Consider the following 15,752-nt stretch of genomic DNA (forward strand, 5'->3'; position numbering starts at 1 on the left):
CAGCCACCCCCCGTCCGGGCCGCCCCGGCCACCCCCCGGGCGGGGGGGCCTCTATGCGTTCTTCACCGCCCTTCGAGCGCGGCTCTCCCGCCCCCGGGCAGGGTGGTCTGTGACCCGCATCACCCGCGCCCGGTGGGCCGGGCGCGGGCGAACCGAGCAGGAGGACGTCGATGTACGACGCCGAACAGGACGCCAGCAGGACACCGGAGCAGGCCCCGCCCTGCGTCCCGCGCCACCCGCCGCTGCGGCTCGCCGGGATCGACGAGGACGAGACCTTCGAGCCCCACCTGGTCCGCGGCATCGACTGACCCGCCCCCGGCCCGCCGGTGTGTTTACACGGTGGTGATGACCTCGTCCCCGTCCAGGCGCGGCGCGCGCGGTCCGAAGGCGTCGGGGCCGGGACGGCCGATGTTGATGATCATCAGCGGGGTGTGGTCGTCGTCGAGGAACTCCTTTTGCACGCCGGCGGCGTCGAAGCCGTTCATCGGGCCCGCGGCCAGGCCCGCGGCGCGCACCCCGAGGATGAAGTAGGCGGCTTGCAGGGAGGCGTTGAGCAGGGCGGAGTGCTCACGGACGGAGCGCTGGGCGTAGAAGAGGTCCCCCGCCTGCGGCAGGTGGGGCAGCAGGCGGGGCAGTTCCTGGTGGAACTCGTTGTCCGCGGCCAGCAGCGCGGTCAGGGGTGCGGTGGCGGTCTTGGGCCGGTTGCGGTCACTCATGTACGGCAGGAGCCGCTCGCGGGCCTCGGCGGAGCGGATCAGGGTGATGCGCAGCGGGCACTGGTTGTGCGCGGTGGGGCCGTACTTGACCAGGTCGTAGATGGCCCGGACCTGTTCGTCGGTCACCGGGTCGGCGGTGAAGGTCTGCGGGGTGCGGGCCTCGCGGAACAGCAGGTCCTGGGCGGCGGCGTCAAGGACGAACGGCACGGGTGTCAGCCTCTCTGTCTGGGATGGTCACAAGGCACCCGGAACATCAGAAGAAACCCCCGGATTTGCGCGCGCGAATTCCAGGGGTGGGGTGCGGTGAAGGTGTGTGCGGGAGAAAAATTTCCGGCCAGTCACCGGAAATGCGAAAACGCCGAAGAGGGGCGGGGGAAGCAGCCGGTGCTGGTGCCGCTTCCCTTTTTCCGCCCGTCTTCCGCTGGCCGGTGCTGTGGTGCTTGTGGCCTTTTTAGGGGCGTGCGGCCTCGGTCTGTTCGGCCGGGGCGCCGGTGGTGTCCTCGTCGGTGGCGGGCAGCGGGCCGGGACGCAGCAGCAGCCCGGCGATGACGGCGCCGACGGCGAAGATGGCGGTGGACCACCAGAACACCGTGGTGTAGCCCTCGATCGCGGCGAGGCTGAGCTGGTCGCCGGTGGGCTGGCCCTGGACGTTGTCCTCCAGCCAGCCGGTGGTGGCGGTGGCGGCGATGGTGTTGAGCAGGGCCACGCCGATGGCGCCGCCGAGCTGCTGGCCGGTGTTGACGCAGGCGGAGGCGATGCCGGCGTCCTCGGGGGCCACGTTGGAGGTGCCGGTGCGCAGCGCGGCGGCGAAGATCAGGCCGAGGCCGAGACCGACGATCATGGTCGGGCCGAGCAGGTGGGTGGCGTAGCCGGAGTCGGGGCCGATCCTCGTCAGCCAGGCCATGCCGGCCGCGCAGATGAGCAGGCCGGCGCTGATCAGGGGGCGGGGGCCGTGCTTGGGCAGCAGCTTCATGCCGCCGACGTTGGCGCCGACCGCGGTGAGCACGATCAGCGGCAGCATCGACACACCGGAGGTGATGGCGGAGTAGCCGAGGTCGTTCTGCATGTAGTAGACGAGGAACAGCATGACGCCGAACATGCCGGTGCCCACGAACAGGACGGCCACGTAGGCGCCGCCGCGGTTGCGGTCCAGGACGATCCGCGGGGGCAGCAGGGGCTGGCCGGCGCGGGTGATCCAGAACGCGAACAGGATCAGCAGGGCGCCGCCCAGGGCGAGGAAGCCCCAGGTGGAGGGGGTGCTCCAGCTGTCGTCGGCGGCGTTGGAGAAGCCGTAGACGAGGCTGAACATGCCGCCGGTGGCCAGCAGGACGCCGGGCAGGTCCATCTTGGCGCCGGCGCGGGGCTGGCGGTGCAGCAGCGTCATCCCGCCCAGGAAGGCGGCGGCGGCGAAGAACAGGTTGACGTACATGCACCAGCGCCAGCTCAGGCCGTCGGTGAGGGCGCCGCCGATGATCAGGCCGAGCGCGGTGCCGCTGGCCGCGACGCCGCTGTAGGCGCCGAACGCCTTGGCCTTCTCCTTGGGGTCGGTGAAGGTGGTGGCGAGCAGGGCCAGGCAGGCCGGTGCCAGCATCGCGGCGAAGACGCCCTGGCAGGCGCGGGCGGTCACCAGCATGCCGAAGCTGTTCGCGGCGCCGCCGACGGCGGAGGCGACGGCGAAGCCGATCACCCCGGTCAGGAAGGTCTCCTTGCGGCCGAACAGGTCCGACAGCCGGCCGAAGAACAGCAGCAGGCCGCCGAACGGCAGCGCGTACGCGGTCACGATCCACTGCCGGTCCGCGTCCGAGAACTCAAGCGACTCCTGCGCTGAGGGCAGCGCCAGGTTCATCACCGTCAGGTCGAGGCCGACCATGAGGTAGGCGGTGCAGATGACGGCGAGGATCAGCCAGCGCCGGGGGTCCGCGGCCGCCGCGCCGCTGGGCCCGGCCGCAGGGGCTGCGCTCGTTGCCATGATCGTCTCCTTGGTGGGTGTTTCATCTATAGCCGTCAGGCGTCACCCCTATGACGAGGAAGGCGCCCGCGCTGTGACATCCCCGCCCGCCTCATCCCGCGCCCCCTCCCTCTTCTTTTGCCGGGCGGAGGGCCGGGTTCCGTTTGCGGGGCAAAAAAGGGGGGCGGGACCTGCCCCGGGCAGCGTGGCGGCTGCCCGGGGCAGGTCCCGGGGAAGAGCGCGGGGGAGGCGGCCAGGTCAGTTCTTGACGTCGCCGTTGATGTAGCGCATCAGGAAGTCGTAGGCGCGGTCACCGAACTGGGCGCCGAACTCAAGGGAGCGGTCGACGGTGGTCTGGAAGTGCACGCCGCCCCACACGCGGCTGTCGGCGCAGTCGCGGTTGAAGTCGTCCCAGGTCCGCCAGTGCAGCTGGGTGTCCTTGGCGGGGACCTGGCCGGGCTCGGTCAGCAGCGACCCGGCGGGGAAGTCGTAGCGCCAGTCCAGGACGTTGTCGCCGAGGAAGCGGCGGGCGGCCTGGGCCTCGGCCGCGCACAGCGTGGTGGAGCCCGAGGGGTACTCGGGGTGGTCGCCCACCGGCAGGTAGGAGCTCCACTCGTTGGCGGGCATGTCGTTGACGGTGCCCTTGCCCACCCCGCCCCAGGCGCTGACCTTGGAGCGGCCGTAGACGTGGCGCACCGCGGTGAACGGGCGGGCCGCGTCGTACTTGTTCTTCCAGTGCCAGGCGGCGATCAGGTCGTCGAGGCGGGCCAGCGAGGTCACCGCGTACAGGTGCACCCAGCCGTCCAGGTCCAGGTTGTGGCTCTCGGCGGCGGCGCCCGGGGCGAGCGCGATCCCGGCGAGCTTGTTGTCGAACCACTCGGCCTTGATCTTCTGCTCGTCGGTCAGGTTCGCCGACGCCTCGAGGACCTGGTCCACCGACCGCTTGTACTTGCGGTGGTTGGTGTGGGTGGAGTGGTCGGGCGCGGCGAGCTTGAACTGGCCCGGGTCGCTGTAGGTGTAGGGCTTGACCAGCCGCAGCTGCGGGGTGACGAACTTCTGGATGACCCAGATGCCCTTGTCGCCGGGGCCGCCGCCGACGCGCCGCTGGTGCGGGTGGAAGGCCGGCTGCCAGCGCGAGGGGTTGACCACCTTGTAGGCGGAGTTGACGGGCTTGTAGCCGGTGTAGTCCTCGTACGGCTTGCCGTGGTACTTGCGGCCCACGGAGCCGTCGTAGTTCATGCCGTCGTGGGCGCGGGCCCGCACGATCGCCTTGCCCGCTATGTTGCCGATGCCGACGGGGGTGGCGGGGTCCTCGGAGCGGTCCTCGGGGTCCAGGCCGACCGCGGTGAACCCGGCCTTCATCACCGGCACCCGCTCGGCGAAGAAGGCTTCCAGCACCCGCAGCGAGGCGTACAGGCCCGCGATGTTCTTGTTGCGGTTGGTGGTGGCCTCGGAGGCGGGGCGCCGCGCGATGCGCGAGTGGATCCCGACCGCGGTGGGGTGGTACGGCGCCAGCGCGTCGAACCAGGACAGCTGGAACAGGGTGGTGATCCAGATGTAGATGGAGGCGTCCATCGGGCCGATGACGCCCTCTTCGGGGAAGACACCGTTGGCGCGGGTGATGATGAGGTCGCGGATGAAGTTGTCGGTGTCGAAGTCGAAGTCGAGCCCCGGCGCCGGCTCGTCACCGGAGGCAGCGGCGGCGGCCGGTGAGGCGCCCAGCGTGACCGCGGCCGCGGTGGCGGTGGCGCCGACCAGCAGCGACCTGCGCCGCGGAGAGGGACCTGTTACCGGAGAACGCCCGGACGTAGTCATGCGTGGTGTGTCCTTCCATCGAATACACAAGGGCCGTCAGGAATTTCCTGGCATGACCCGCGGCACGGCCCGGAAAACGGCATGGCCGGGCCGGAAAGGGTGACAGTGGAGGGGTCCGGGCGTGTGGCGGTGTGTGTGGGGGGTGACGTCCGAACAACGCGCCGGCGCTTTCCCCTTTTTGAAGAGGGGCGAGAAAAAGGGAGGCGCCCGTTACACCTGTTCCTGGTGCAGGGTCATCTGCCGCAGCGGCTCATAGCCCGGCGGCAGCTGGTAGTAGGAGCACACTTCGAGGAATTCCTTGTCGCGTGTCCATTTGACGGCGAACAGGTTCATGCGTTCACCGTCGTAGGCGCGCGGGGAGCTGGTCACGAACGCCTCGAGTTCCTGGCCCACCGGCAGCGGGGCCTTGGACAGCTCAAGGCCGGGGCCCGGCGGCGGGGCGAAGGCGATCCGCTGGATGTCGGGGGAGTCCCAGCTCAGGGTGACGTTCGCGCGGAAGGAGCGGTGGGCGAACGCCAGCGTGCCCGCGCTGGGCTCGGCCAGGCCGATGTCCTTGAGCAGCGCGCCGATCGTCTGCGGGCTCAGCCGCCCCTCCGCGGTGAACTGGAAGTACAGGCTCACCGTGCGGCTTTGGTAGTTGACGCCGAACATCACCACGTTGTCCAGGCCGTGCCGGGTGAACAGCGCGACGTTCTCGGCGACGGCGCCCGGCATCGCCTCCAGCTCCGCCAGCTTGGCCACCGGGGTCAGGTTGCGGGGGAAGTGCGCGTACAGCTTGCGCAGGCCCCGCCTGACCGAGCAGTCCGCGAAGTGCTCGCCGGCCTGGCAGTAGTCGCTGACCTGGGCCAGCAGCCGCCCGGCCGGGTGGTCGGTGGCGGGGATCAGGCCGCGCTCGACGGCGTGCGCGTAGGGGTCGCTGACCGAGGCCGGCACGCTCAGGCCGTAGTCGAGTTCCCCGGCGTGGCTCTCACCGGCCTGCGCGCTGAAGACGACACCGCCGCCGGGCAGGGCCTCTTGGTAGGCGTCCAGGACGGGCCACACCTTCTGTCTCGAGCAGGGCGCGCCCACCAGGCGGGCCGTCTCCTCGATGGCCGTGTACAGCTTCTCCGCGTCGGTTGCTGCGGACACCTACTCCTCCAGGCGGTGCGTCGGCAATGGCTTTTCACGGTTCCGGTTTCCGGCGGGTGAAAAAACGGCGGAACACGTCCTGCTCTCCCGCGCCTCTTCCCCCCGCCCCCCAATTTTTTTCCGGTCCGGGTCCTGGGGCCGCGCGCCGGGCGGCGGCCACAGGAAAGCCGTGAAAACCGTGGTGTCGGTCCGGAAAAACGTTCCAAACCGCATGGCCTGTATTCTTATGGGGCCGGGTGCCCGGCCACAACCCGCGCAGGGTGAACACCCCGCTTCTTCCAGCACAGTTCGAGCACGGCCTAAGCGGCTCTGGACACCCCCCGGACCCGGGCGGGCAAGAGGGCAGGTCAGGTGGGGTAGACGCCGTAGCGGCGGTCGCGGCCGCGCAGGTCCGCAAGGGCGGCGTCGAAGTCGGCGCGGGTCATGTCGTTGAGCAGGGTGGGGCAGAAGTACATCTCCGCGAACGGCGACATCAGCGGGTAGAACGACGACATGCGCACATGCCCGCCGGGACGGATGAGGTAGTCGACCGGCTCGGGCACGTAGGCGTTCTCGGCGATCATCTCCTCGGTCAGGGTGTCGACCTTGCCGTTGAACTTGTCGAAGATGCTGATGATCTCGTGGCTCAGGGACATGCCCAGGATGTAGTGCAGGGTGAAGTCGCTCGCCTTGTCGGACTTCTCACGCAGTGCCTCCAGCTCGGTCAGCCAGGGGTCGGGCACCACGTCCAGGGTGCCGGAGAAGTTGAAGTTCAGGCCGTCGTGGCAGCGCCGGATCACCTCGTTGAAGGCGTTCATGGCGGTGGCGACGGCGGTCTCGGAGCGGCTGTAGTTCGCCACCGAGGACACGGTGATGTAGAGGGTGGAAAAGCCCTCCTCCCGCGCCCAGACGGTGAACTCGCCCAGCTTGTCGGTCATCGCCGCGTAGCTGTCCTGGAGGGAGATGCCCTGCTTCTGCGACCAGCGGCGCATTCCGTCCGGCAGCAGCATCAAGTTCGTCACCGTGGGTCTCCTTTGAGCGTTGCGGGTGGATCGTTCGGGTGCGTGCCTGGAGGTGGGGCACGCGCGTGACACACGCCGGGAGGGGGGCAGGACGTCCTGCCCCCCTCCCGGGGTACGGGTCACGGAGTTGTGGGCCGGCTGTGCCTCAGGCGACCTTCGTCGCGCACAGGATGGCCTGCACGGGGATGACGTCCGGGGGGATCTCGGAGGCGTCCTTGGTGATCGCCTTGGTCACCTTGAAACCGGCCTCCTCCAGCCACTGCTGGTAGACCGACAGCTTCTGCGGGCCGCCCTGGCCCATGGTGCAGCCGATGAAGAAGGCCGGGAAGAAGTCGACGTTGTAGTTGTCGGTGTCGGTGATGTCCTCGGGGTAGACGGGCACGAGGATGTGGACCTGCCCGCCGGGGTTGAGGCTCTGGTGGACGCCGGTGAGGATCTTCGCGACGTCGTCGTGGTCGAACATGTCCAAAAAGTGCTTGATCAGGACGATGTCGTAGCCGGTGGGGATGGACTCGAAGACGTTCCCGCCGATGAACGACAGGTGCTCCGCAAGGCCGGCGGCCTTGAAGTTGGCCAGCGCCTCGCTCTCCTTCTCCGGCAGGTCGAAGGTGGTCACCGTCAGCCCGTCGGAGGCCTTGTGCCGGTAGGTGTGGATCGCGCCCAGGCCGGTGTTGCCGGCCAGGTCCAGCACCCGCGCCCCTTCGGGGATGTCGACCTGGGAGAAGAACCAGGGGTCGATGTTGGCGGTGACGGTGTTCATCAGCGTCAGCCAGGAGTCGTTGAGGTCCTGGTGGTCGGCGACCGCGTCATACAGGGTGCCCTCGGCGCCGTAGAGCTCCTTCAGGCCGACGACGGTGCCGGTGCGGGCGCTCTCGGTGAGGTAGAACAGCTGCCGCAGCGCGGTCACCTTGATCAGGTTCATGTAGGCGCGGGCCCGCCCCAGGTCCTTCTCGGCGACCTCGGCCAGGGCCTCCAGGCGGTAGCCGCCGCCGTCGGTGTCCTGGGCGACGAAGCCCTCCTTGACCATCAAGAACAGCAGCTGCTCCACGGCGTCCGGCTTGACACCGGCGCGCTCGCCCAGCTCGGCGGCGGTCAGTCCCGGGGTGGTGCGCAGCTGGTCGAACAGGCCCAGCTCGAAGCAGGACATCAGGCTCATGAACCGCGAGGGTCCCACCATGTACTCGCGGAATCGGGCGAGGGTGGCTTCCGGTGTCAAGGCAATAGCCCCTTTCGTCTCGGTGGGTTGGACCGCCGCGGCGGCCCCGTTCTCACTCATCACGCCCGCTTGGGGCTCTGCTCGGCGAACCGGGCGGCCAGCGCCAGACGCTGCACCTTCAGCGTCGCGGTCCTGGGCAGCTCGGCCTGCGGGATCTGCACCGGGTCGGCCAGCTGCGGGAACTGCGCCACCGCCGCCCGCCACCGCTCCGGGTCCAGGGGGGCGTCGTCGACGGTGCAGATCACCGGGACCGGCTCGGCGTTCGGGCCCTGCACCACCACCAGCTCGCTCAGCTCCTTCAGCCGGCCCAGGACCACGTCCTCGACCTCCAGGGAACTGCGCACGCCCGGGATCATGTCGACCTCCCGGTCGAGCATGTGCAGACAGCCCCACCTGGTGCGGTAGCCGACGTCCCCGGTGCGCCACCAGTCACCGTTGCGGTTGGTGTCGTAGCGGTCCTGCTCGGCGAAGTAGGTCTTGGCCAGACCGGGCCAGGCGACCTCGATGAAGCCCGGGTTGTGCTCGGTGGGCGGCTGCCCGTCCCGGCTGACCACCCGCACCTTCGCCGCCCCGCCGGGCATCGCCCAGCCCACGCAGCGCCCGTTGGCCTTGTGCGCGGAGTGGCGGAAGTAGGCGCGGCCGACGGCCGGCCCGACCTCGCTCTGGCCGTAGATCTGGAAGAACAGCGCACCGCGCCGGTGGGAGGCGTTCAGCAGCCGGCTCATGGTGCGCGGGTGGATGGCGTCGAAGGTGCTGGAGAACACCTTCACCGACCCGAACGGCATCCGCGGGTCGTCGGCCAGGTCCTCCCAGTCCATCAGCGAGTTGGGCAGCGCCTCCACGAACACCGGCCGGTGCTCGAGGAACTGCTCGGCGACCTGGCCCGCCTCCGACTCGCGCAGCAGCAGCACCGGGAACTGCTTCAGCAGCGCCAGCGACATCGCCGCGACCATCCGCGAGTGCACGAACGGGATGTGGATCGCGACGGTCTCCTTCTTGCGCATCAGCGCCAGCAGCCGCCACTGCGGCAGCAGCCGGATGCCCTGGGTGCGCGGGGTGTGCACCACCAGCTTGGGAATGCCGGTGGTCCCGGAGGTGTGGGTGATCACCGCCGGGGCGTCGATCGGCCGCACCACCGGCTTGACCCGCGGCGAGCCCGCCAGCGACGCCAGCGAGACGGCGCCCTCGTGCTCACCGTCCGCGGCGAGCACCCGCGAGGTGAGCGCGGCCAGGTCCAGCTCGGCCAGCTTGCCCAGGGTGCGCACATCGGTCAGCAGACTGGGCATCTCCACCCGCTTGAGCAGGGCGCCCACCGTCACCGCGTCCAGCGCGGGCGACAGCATCACCACCACCGCCCCGATCCGGGACGCCGCGGCCGCCAGCATCCAGATGTCCGCGTTGTGCGTCTTGTGGATCACCACATGCTCGTCCGGGCGGACCCCGGCCGCCCACAGCCGGCCCGCCAGGTCATCCACGTGAGCGGCATACTGAGCGACCGTCAGACGCCGGCCCGCCTGCGGCAGCACGTCCAGGTCATGGTCCAGGGTGATCGGCGTCGAGGCGTTGACGGCTGCGGCCATCTCCGGCAGCAGGCCGATGTGCAGACCGCGCTTTTGTATCGAGGTGTAGGCGATGGAGCCTTTCATGGGATGTGTCTCCTTCAAGGGGGCGCTGCCGGCTTCACGGGCGCGGGCGTGCGGGTGCGGCGCCTTGTCCGCCGGACGGCGCCGGCCGGCGGACAGGAACACCGCGGAATCGACAAGTAAGGGCGAGGACAGACCTCGTGCGTGCCACGGCGTCGGGAGCGTACGAAGAGACGTTCAAGGACCGCTCGACTCCCGGCCGAGCCCGCCCGCCCGGCCCGGCAAGCCCTGCTCTCAGGCGGCGCTGCGGGCGCCGGCGTGCTCGCGCACCGCCGCACGCAGCGCCGCCACCACCCGCTGGACCTGCTCCTCACTCAGCTCGGCGTGCATCGGGATGGCCAGGTTGCGGGCGAACAGGTCCGCTGAGACCGGGCAGGCCCGCCCGCCCTCGAACACCGGCTGGAGATGGGTCGCCCAGGTGCCGTGCCCGCAGCCGATGCCCTGCGCCCGCAGCGCCTTGGCCACCGCCGCCCGGTCCACCCGCTCATCCAGCGTCACCATGTACGACTGCCAGGCGTGCGTGCGGTCCTCCGGCACCCGCGGCACGCTCAAGAGCTCCTCGTCCGCCAGCAGCTGCGCGTACTGCTCGGCGACCGCGCTGCGCCGCTTCAGCAGCTCACCGATCCGCCCGATCTGCACCTGGAGTATCGCCGCGGCGATGTCGGACAGCTTGAAGTTGTAGCCGATCTCCGTGAACTGGGGGATCGGCAGGCCCACCACCTGCGCCTGGTCGAAGATGGACCCGATGCCGAAGGAGGAGCGCAGCCGCGCGTCCGCGCCGACCGCCGCATCGGCGGTGATCAGGGCGCCGCCCTCACCGCTGGTGGCGCCCTTGCGGCCGTGGAAGGACAGACACGCCACCTCCGCCAGCGCACCCGCCTCACGGCCCTGGTAGGTCGCGCCGACCGCGCAGGCCGCGTCCTCCACCACGAAGATGCCGTGCCGGTCCGCGATCGCCTTCAGCTGCGCGTAGTCGGCGGGCATGCCGACGGTGTCCACGGCGATCACCCCGACCGTGCGCGGGCCGATCAGGTCGGCCACCGCCTGCGGGTCCACCGTGCCGGTGTCGGCGCGGACATCGGCGAAGACGGGCACCGCGCCGACGTAGCGCACCGCGTGCGCGGGGGCGGGGAAGGTGTAGTCGGCGACGATGACCTCATCGCCGGGCTTGACGCCCAGCGCGAGCATCGCCAGGTGCAGCGCGGCACCGCAGTTGCTCACCGCGACCGCGTCGCCCGCGCCGTAGCGCTCCTTGAGCTGCGCCTCCAGCGCCTTGCCCTTCGGGCCCTGCCCGGCCGGCCAGCCGGAGGCGAACACCTCGGCGACGGCGGCCAGTTCCTGCTCGCCCAGACTGGCGTGCACCAGGTCGATCGTGTCACTCGTGCTCATCTGTCACGCTCCGCGCTTCGTGGCCGGCTGGGAGGAAAGGGCGGCGGGGGGCTCATAGCGCAGCGGGGTGAGCTGCTGGACGTCGTAGCGGCGCCGCATCTCCTCCACGGCGCCGGCGTCGACGCCCGCACCGGACGCCCAGATCTGCGCGATCTCCTCGAAATACCGCTCGTGATACGGCGAGGGAAAACACTGGAACAGCATGCGCGCCGGTTTCCCGGACACATTCCGAAAGGCGTGCGGGGTGCCCGGCGGAACGAACATGCACGCACCCTCGGTCGCGGTCACCGCCTTGTCCCCGGCCGCCGACTCCCAGTCCTGCCAGGAATCTTCCGTCCGCTTCGCCGGCTCGAACGCCAGCAGCTGCAATTCCCCTTCCAGGACGTAGAAGAACTCCTGGGAATCGCCGTGGACATGCGCGCCGACGTCGAACCCCGGCGGCACCACCACCTCGAAGATCGACACCGCGGAGCCGTCGTCGGCGGTCGCCTTGAACGTCACCTCCTGCGCGCGTGTGACCAGACGGCGGCCCTCACCCGGCGGCAGGATCAGCCCGGTCATACGGCGTTGCCCAGCTCGGCCGGGGCGTCCACGGCCCACCGGCCCAGCGCCATCTCCGCGGTGATCCCCGGACCGAAGCCCGCGATCAGACCCGTGGCGTCGGCCGCCGGGGTGTCCTCCTCGAACAGGCGGCGGGCCGCGTCCAGCACCACCGCGCTGGCGATGTTGCCGTACTCCGTCAGCGTCGCCCAGCTGTGGCGGAAGACCTTGCGGTCCACCTCCAGGAACTTCGCCAGGTCGTCCAGGATCCGCGGGCCGCCCGCGTGCACGATGTAGAAGTCCAGCGCGCCCGCGTCCCAGCTGTGGTCCTTGGCGAACTCCCGCAGCACCGGCGCCAGCGGCTCCATCGTCCCCGGCACCCGGCGGTCCAGCTGGAAGTGGAAGCCGGTGTCACGCACCGAGTAGGAGATCCACTCCTCGGTGTTCGGGATCAGGTAGGAGGCGTTGCGCTCCAGCTCGATCCCCACCCCGCCGGTCCCGCGCACCACCGCGGCCGCGACCGCGTCACCGAACAGCCCGTCCGACAGCAGCGAACCGATGTCGTCGGCGTCGGGTTGGTAGCACAGCGAGCACAGCTCGCACGCCACGATCAGCACGTTGCTGCCCGGGTGCGCCACACAGAAGTCGTGCGCCCGGTTGATCGCCGCGCCGCCCGCCGCGCAGCCCAGCTGCGCGATCGGGATCTGCCGGGTGTCGGAGCGGAACCCCAGCTTGTTGATCAGCCAGGCCGTCAGCGACGGCATCAAGAACCCGGTGCACGATACATATATGATCGCGTCGATGTCCCGGGCCGTCACCTCGGCGTTGGCCAGCGCCCGCTCGATGACCTCCGGGCACCGCTTCTTCGACTCCGCCTCGTAGATGCGGTTGCGCTCCGTCAGGCCCGGGTGCGACAGCGTCTTCTCGATGGGCTGCACGATATGCCGCTTCTGCACCCCCGTGTTCCGGATCAGCCTAAGCGCCAGCGGAAGCTGAGGCTTTCCACCGTGGACCCTTTCCGCGAACTCCAGGGTCTCTTCCATCGTGATGACATATTCCGGTGCACTCACCGCGGGCTTGCATAGCCTCGGCATATCTGGAATCTCTTTCTCTAGAGTCTGCCTTCTGCACGTGAAGAGCCTTCTTGCGCGCACAGCATTCCGCAGTGAAATGGGGCCACGCCGCGCCCGGCGTGCACATGGAAAAGGGCCCCTGCCAAACAAACAGGGGCCCTTTTGTGTTCACGGGCGGATGCGTTAAGACGGCGGCGTGACGCTCCGACGGCGTCGTCGCTCACTGCGGTGGCCTCGGTGTCGACCTGCGGGCCACACCCCTGACACGGACCCGGGGGCGCCCGGCGCCGGGCCGGGGGCCGCTCAACTCGCCGCCTGGCGGCGGGTTTTGGGCAGGGGAGGCGTGGTGAAATAGTGACACGGCCCGCGCGGCCACGCCAAGGGCGGCCCCAAGTGACCTGAGTCACCCCGCCCCCGGTCAGCGGGACGGCGGCTCGGTGGGTCAGCGGTCGCGGTGCAGGATCAGGGTCGGCTCCAGGACCACCCGCGCGGCGGGCTCCTTGCCGTCGGGGGTGGCGGCGAGCACGGGCCGGGTGCCGCGCTGCTGACGCCATCCCGCCTGCGCCACCACCACCGCCGCGTAGGGGATGAGGGCCGCGCCGATGAGCGCGCAGAGGGCGACGGCGGGCCAGCGGCTCCAGGTCGCGGCCATCACCACCACACAGGCGCTGCGGATCAGCATGGCGGTCAGATAGCGGCGCTGACGGCTGCGCAGGTCCTGGCTCAGACCGGTGCGCGCCTGGGTGATGGACGCGGCAGGGGCCTCGTCCCGGCGCCGGCGGGTGCTGCTCATCGGACCTCCAGCAAGAAGAAGGGGGAGGAGAGGGGCGGGCGAGCGGCGCCTGTCCTGAAACCGCCGGTGCGCAGGGCGGGTTGGGGGTCGGGGGTGGGGGTAAACGGCGGCGCGGGTGGCCGTGATGCTCGGCCACCCGCGCCGCCGCCGTTGCTGTCCGGCCGCGCCGGTGGGCGTCTCTTAGTGCGCTTCGCGGTCCGGCTCGCGGGCCTCCACCGCGCCCCGGGCGTCGGCGTGCCCGTTGGGGGAGGGGTGTCCGTCCGCCGCGTGCTCGGCGTGCTCCAGGGCCTGGCGCAGCTCCTGCTCGGTGGGCTTGGCGATCTGGTTGCCGTACAGCCAGCGGCTGAGCCGGTAGCGCAGGATCTCCTTGCGGGCCTTGGGGTTGGGCACGCCGTTGGCTTCCGCGGCGGGCGCGGGCAGCGGCTTGTAGTCCTGGCGGGACAGCAGGGCGTGGCCGCTGCCCTGGTCCAGGGGCTCGTGGACCTCGATGAACTCGCCGTGCGGCAGCCTGCGGATCCGGCCGGTCTCGCGGCCGTGGAGCAGCTTGTCACGGTCACGCAGCTGCAGGGCCAGGCAGATCCGCCGGGTGACGACGTAGGTCAGCGCCGGGACGACGAACACGCCGATGCGCACCGCCCAGGTGATGGCGTTCAGCGACAGGCTGAAGCGTTCGGCCAGGACGTCGTTGGCGCCGCCGAAGAACAGCACCAGGTACAGCGAGACGAAGGCGCAGCCGAACGCGGTACGCGTGGGATGGTCACGCGGCCGGTCCAGCAGGTGGTGTTCGCGTTTGTCGCCGGTCACCCAGGATTCCAGGAACGGCCACAGCATGATCACCAGGATCATCACCGTGGGCAGGATCACCGCGGGGATCAGCACGCCCATGTTGACCGTGTAGCCGCCGGGGATGACGAACTCCCAGGCGGGCATCGCTCTCAGAGCGCCTTCCAGGAAGCCCATGTACCAGTCGGGCTGGGAGCCCTGGGAGATCTGGTCGGCCTTGTAGGGGCCGTACGCCCACACGGGGTTGATCTGCGCGATGCCGCCCATCAGCGCGAGGGTGCCGGTGACCAGGAAGAAGAAGCCGCCCGCCTTCGCGGTGTAGTTGGGCACGAAGGGCTCGCCGACGACGTTGTTCTCGGTGCGGCCCGGCCCCCGGAACTGGGTGTGCTTGTGGTAGATCACCAGCGCCAGGTGCACGTTGACCAGGATGAACACGATCGCCGGGATCAGCAGGATGTGCATGCTGTACAGGCGTGGCACCAGGTCCATGCCGGGGAACTCGCCGCCGAAGGCGAGCATGTGCACATAGGTGCCCACCACCGGGACGGCCAGGGTGATGCCGGAGGCGATGCGCATGCCGGTGCCGGAGAGCAGGTCGTCGGGCAGGGAGTAGCCGAAGAAGCCCTCCAGGATGACCAGGATCAGCATGGTGAAGCCGATCAGCCAGTTCGCCTCGCGCGGCTTGCGGAACGAGCCGGTCAGGAAGTGCCGCAGGGTGTGCAGGCACAGCGCGGCGGTCATGACCAGCGCGGACCAGTGGTGCATCTGGCGGATGAGCAGGCCGCCGCGGACCTCGAAACTGATCTCCAGGGTGGAGGCGTAGGCCTCCGACATGACCACGCCCTGCAGCGGCACGTAGGGGCCGTCGTAGACGGTCTCGGCCATGCTGGGCTCGAAGAAGAGGGTGAGCCAGATCCCGGTGAGGATCAGCAGGACGAAGCTGTACAGGGCGATCTCGCCGAACATGAACGACCAGTGCTCGGGGAACACCTTGCGGACCATGAAGCGGAAGTTGTAGATCCCGAGGCGTTGGTCCGTCCAGTCGGCGATGCGTTCGCCTTTGGGCGCCTGTTCACGTGATGCCTGCGGCGCCGTTTCGGTCGCGGTCATACCCGCGCGCCCTCCCCTCGCCGCTCGGCCGTCACAGGCACACCCGCGGCCGCCGGAGCAGGGCCGGTGGCGGGGGCGGCCTGCCGCGGCGGAAGCGGGCCCGTGCCCTGGAGCTGCTGGAACGCTATCGACGTGCGATGCGGACGGACAACCGCCTTCAAGCCGAAGTCCTGCCCCCACTGGACTGATTCTTGAGCGATTCGCGAGTTGCCGGGGCGCATATCAGTCACCTCCGTGCGGAACCGGGGCATGGGCAGCGGCCTGGTGATGAGGGTACGGCGGCCGCTTGGCGCCCAAGTAGGCCTCTAAGAAGGCTAATTGATCCATTCTCATCATGTCAGGAAGCCTAGGGCCGGGCCTGCCGCGGCCTGCGACCGGGTGCCCCTTACGGGGGGGCGCCCGGCCCCTCGGGGGGCGGGGCCGGGCGCCCGCGGGGGTGGGGCCTTTTTCAGGGGCGGTGGCGTTTGCCGGCGGGAGAGACATGGGGGCCGTGCGCGCCCTGACCGGTGGCGGGCCGGGCGGGGGCGGCCGGGCGGGCGGCGCTGGGCTCGGCGCAGGTGTGGCGGCGGGGGCGGGCGTGGGGGCCGTGGGTGGTGC

At 70.2% G+C, this 15,752-nt stretch carries 13 protein-coding genes; 1 reads left to right on the forward strand and 12 read right to left on the reverse strand.

What is annotated here, in order from left to right; genetic code table 11:
- The first annotated feature begins 170 nt into the window (after positions 1-170).
- Positions 171-308: a hypothetical protein gene (locus KBY47_RS35140; RefSeq protein WP_210928540.1), complete on the forward strand. Its 138-nt coding sequence runs from the start codon at positions 171-173 to the stop codon at positions 306-308.
- 24 nt (positions 309-332) lie between these two features.
- Here the strand turns inward: KBY47_RS35140 and KBY47_RS35145 are convergent, their stop codons facing one another.
- The 12 genes from KBY47_RS35145 to KBY47_RS35200 form a co-directional block, all read right to left on the reverse strand.
- Positions 333-923, reverse strand: a complete 591-nt coding sequence (locus tag KBY47_RS35145) for a malonic semialdehyde reductase (protein WP_210928541.1) — start codon at positions 921-923, stop codon at positions 333-335.
- A gap of 244 nt (positions 924-1,167) precedes the next feature.
- Positions 1,168-2,685: an MFS transporter gene (locus KBY47_RS35150; RefSeq protein WP_210928542.1), complete on the reverse strand. Its 1,518-nt coding sequence runs from the start codon at positions 2,683-2,685 to the stop codon at positions 1,168-1,170.
- 237 nt (positions 2,686-2,922) lie between these two features.
- Positions 2,923-4,479, reverse strand: coding sequence for a DUF6851 domain-containing protein (locus KBY47_RS35155; protein ID WP_210928543.1), 1,557 nt, complete (start codon positions 4,477-4,479; stop codon positions 2,923-2,925).
- Between the two features lie 210 nt (positions 4,480-4,689).
- On the reverse strand, positions 4,690-5,607 hold the full coding sequence (locus KBY47_RS35160) for an aromatic prenyltransferase (protein ID WP_210928544.1): 918 nt from the start codon (positions 5,605-5,607) through the stop codon (positions 4,690-4,692).
- A gap of 347 nt (positions 5,608-5,954) precedes the next feature.
- A complete protein-coding gene (locus tag KBY47_RS35165; RefSeq protein WP_210928545.1) occupies positions 5,955-6,608 on the reverse strand; it encodes an undecaprenyl diphosphate synthase family protein in 654 nt (217 codons plus the stop codon).
- A gap of 145 nt (positions 6,609-6,753) precedes the next feature.
- A complete protein-coding gene (locus tag KBY47_RS35170; protein WP_247695722.1) occupies positions 6,754-7,764 on the reverse strand; it encodes a methyltransferase in 1,011 nt (336 codons plus the stop codon).
- A 119-nt stretch (positions 7,765-7,883) separates the two neighbouring features.
- Positions 7,884-9,470, reverse strand: a complete 1,587-nt coding sequence (locus KBY47_RS35175) for a class I adenylate-forming enzyme family protein (protein ID WP_210928546.1) — start codon at positions 9,468-9,470, stop codon at positions 7,884-7,886.
- A 231-nt stretch (positions 9,471-9,701) separates the two neighbouring features.
- Complete coding sequence (locus KBY47_RS35180; RefSeq protein WP_210928547.1) at positions 9,702-10,856, reverse strand: DegT/DnrJ/EryC1/StrS aminotransferase family protein; 1,155 nt, start codon at positions 10,854-10,856, stop codon at positions 9,702-9,704.
- Positions 10,857-10,859: 3 nt separating this feature from the next.
- The gene (locus tag KBY47_RS35185) at positions 10,860-11,417 is read right to left on the reverse strand and encodes a cupin domain-containing protein (RefSeq protein ID WP_210928549.1); all 558 of its coding nucleotides are present in this window, start codon (positions 11,415-11,417) and stop codon (positions 10,860-10,862) included.
- Positions 11,414-12,490, reverse strand: coding sequence for a type III polyketide synthase (locus KBY47_RS35190; RefSeq protein ID WP_210928551.1), 1,077 nt, complete (start codon positions 12,488-12,490; stop codon positions 11,414-11,416). Before KBY47_RS35190 ends, KBY47_RS35185 begins: the two co-directional genes overlap by 4 nt.
- A 421-nt stretch (positions 12,491-12,911) precedes the next feature.
- Positions 12,912-13,262, reverse strand: a complete 351-nt coding sequence (locus tag KBY47_RS35195) for a DUF3099 domain-containing protein (protein ID WP_210928553.1) — start codon at positions 13,260-13,262, stop codon at positions 12,912-12,914.
- Between the two features lie 180 nt (positions 13,263-13,442).
- A complete protein-coding gene (locus tag KBY47_RS35200; RefSeq protein WP_210928555.1) occupies positions 13,443-15,155 on the reverse strand; it encodes a cytochrome bc complex cytochrome b subunit in 1,713 nt (570 codons plus the stop codon).
- Positions 15,156-15,752 lie beyond the last annotated feature (597 nt).

The organism is Streptomyces sp. B93 (genome assembly GCF_018070565.1).
GTDB lineage: Bacteria > Actinomycetota > Actinomycetes > Streptomycetales > Streptomycetaceae > Streptomyces.

Coding starts and splice junctions, on each gene's coding strand:
- KBY47_RS35140 (WP_210928540.1), top strand. CDS start 171: ATGTACGACGCCGAACAGGACGCCAGCAGGACACCGGAGCAGGCCCCG.
- KBY47_RS35150 (WP_210928542.1), bottom strand. CDS start 2,685: ATGGCAACGAGCGCAGCCCCTGCGGCCGGGCCCAGCGGCGCGGCGGCC.
- KBY47_RS35155 (WP_210928543.1), bottom strand. CDS start 4,479: ATGACTACGTCCGGGCGTTCTCCGGTAACAGGTCCCTCTCCGCGGCGC.
- KBY47_RS35170 (WP_247695722.1), bottom strand. CDS start 7,764: ATGAGCCTGATGTCCTGCTTCGAGCTGGGCCTGTTCGACCAGCTGCGC.
- KBY47_RS35175 (WP_210928546.1), bottom strand. CDS start 9,470: ATGAAAGGCTCCATCGCCTACACCTCGATACAAAAGCGCGGTCTGCAC.
- KBY47_RS35180 (WP_210928547.1), bottom strand. CDS start 10,856: ATGAGCACGAGTGACACGATCGACCTGGTGCACGCCAGTCTGGGCGAG.
- KBY47_RS35185 (WP_210928549.1), bottom strand. CDS start 11,417: ATGACCGGGCTGATCCTGCCGCCGGGTGAGGGCCGCCGTCTGGTCACA.
- KBY47_RS35190 (WP_210928551.1), bottom strand. CDS start 12,490: ATGCCGAGGCTATGCAAGCCCGCGGTGAGTGCACCGGAATATGTCATC.
- KBY47_RS35195 (WP_210928553.1), bottom strand. CDS start 13,262: ATGAGCAGCACCCGCCGGCGCCGGGACGAGGCCCCTGCCGCGTCCATC.
- KBY47_RS35200 (WP_210928555.1), bottom strand. CDS start 15,155: ATGACCGCGACCGAAACGGCGCCGCAGGCATCACGTGAACAGGCGCCC.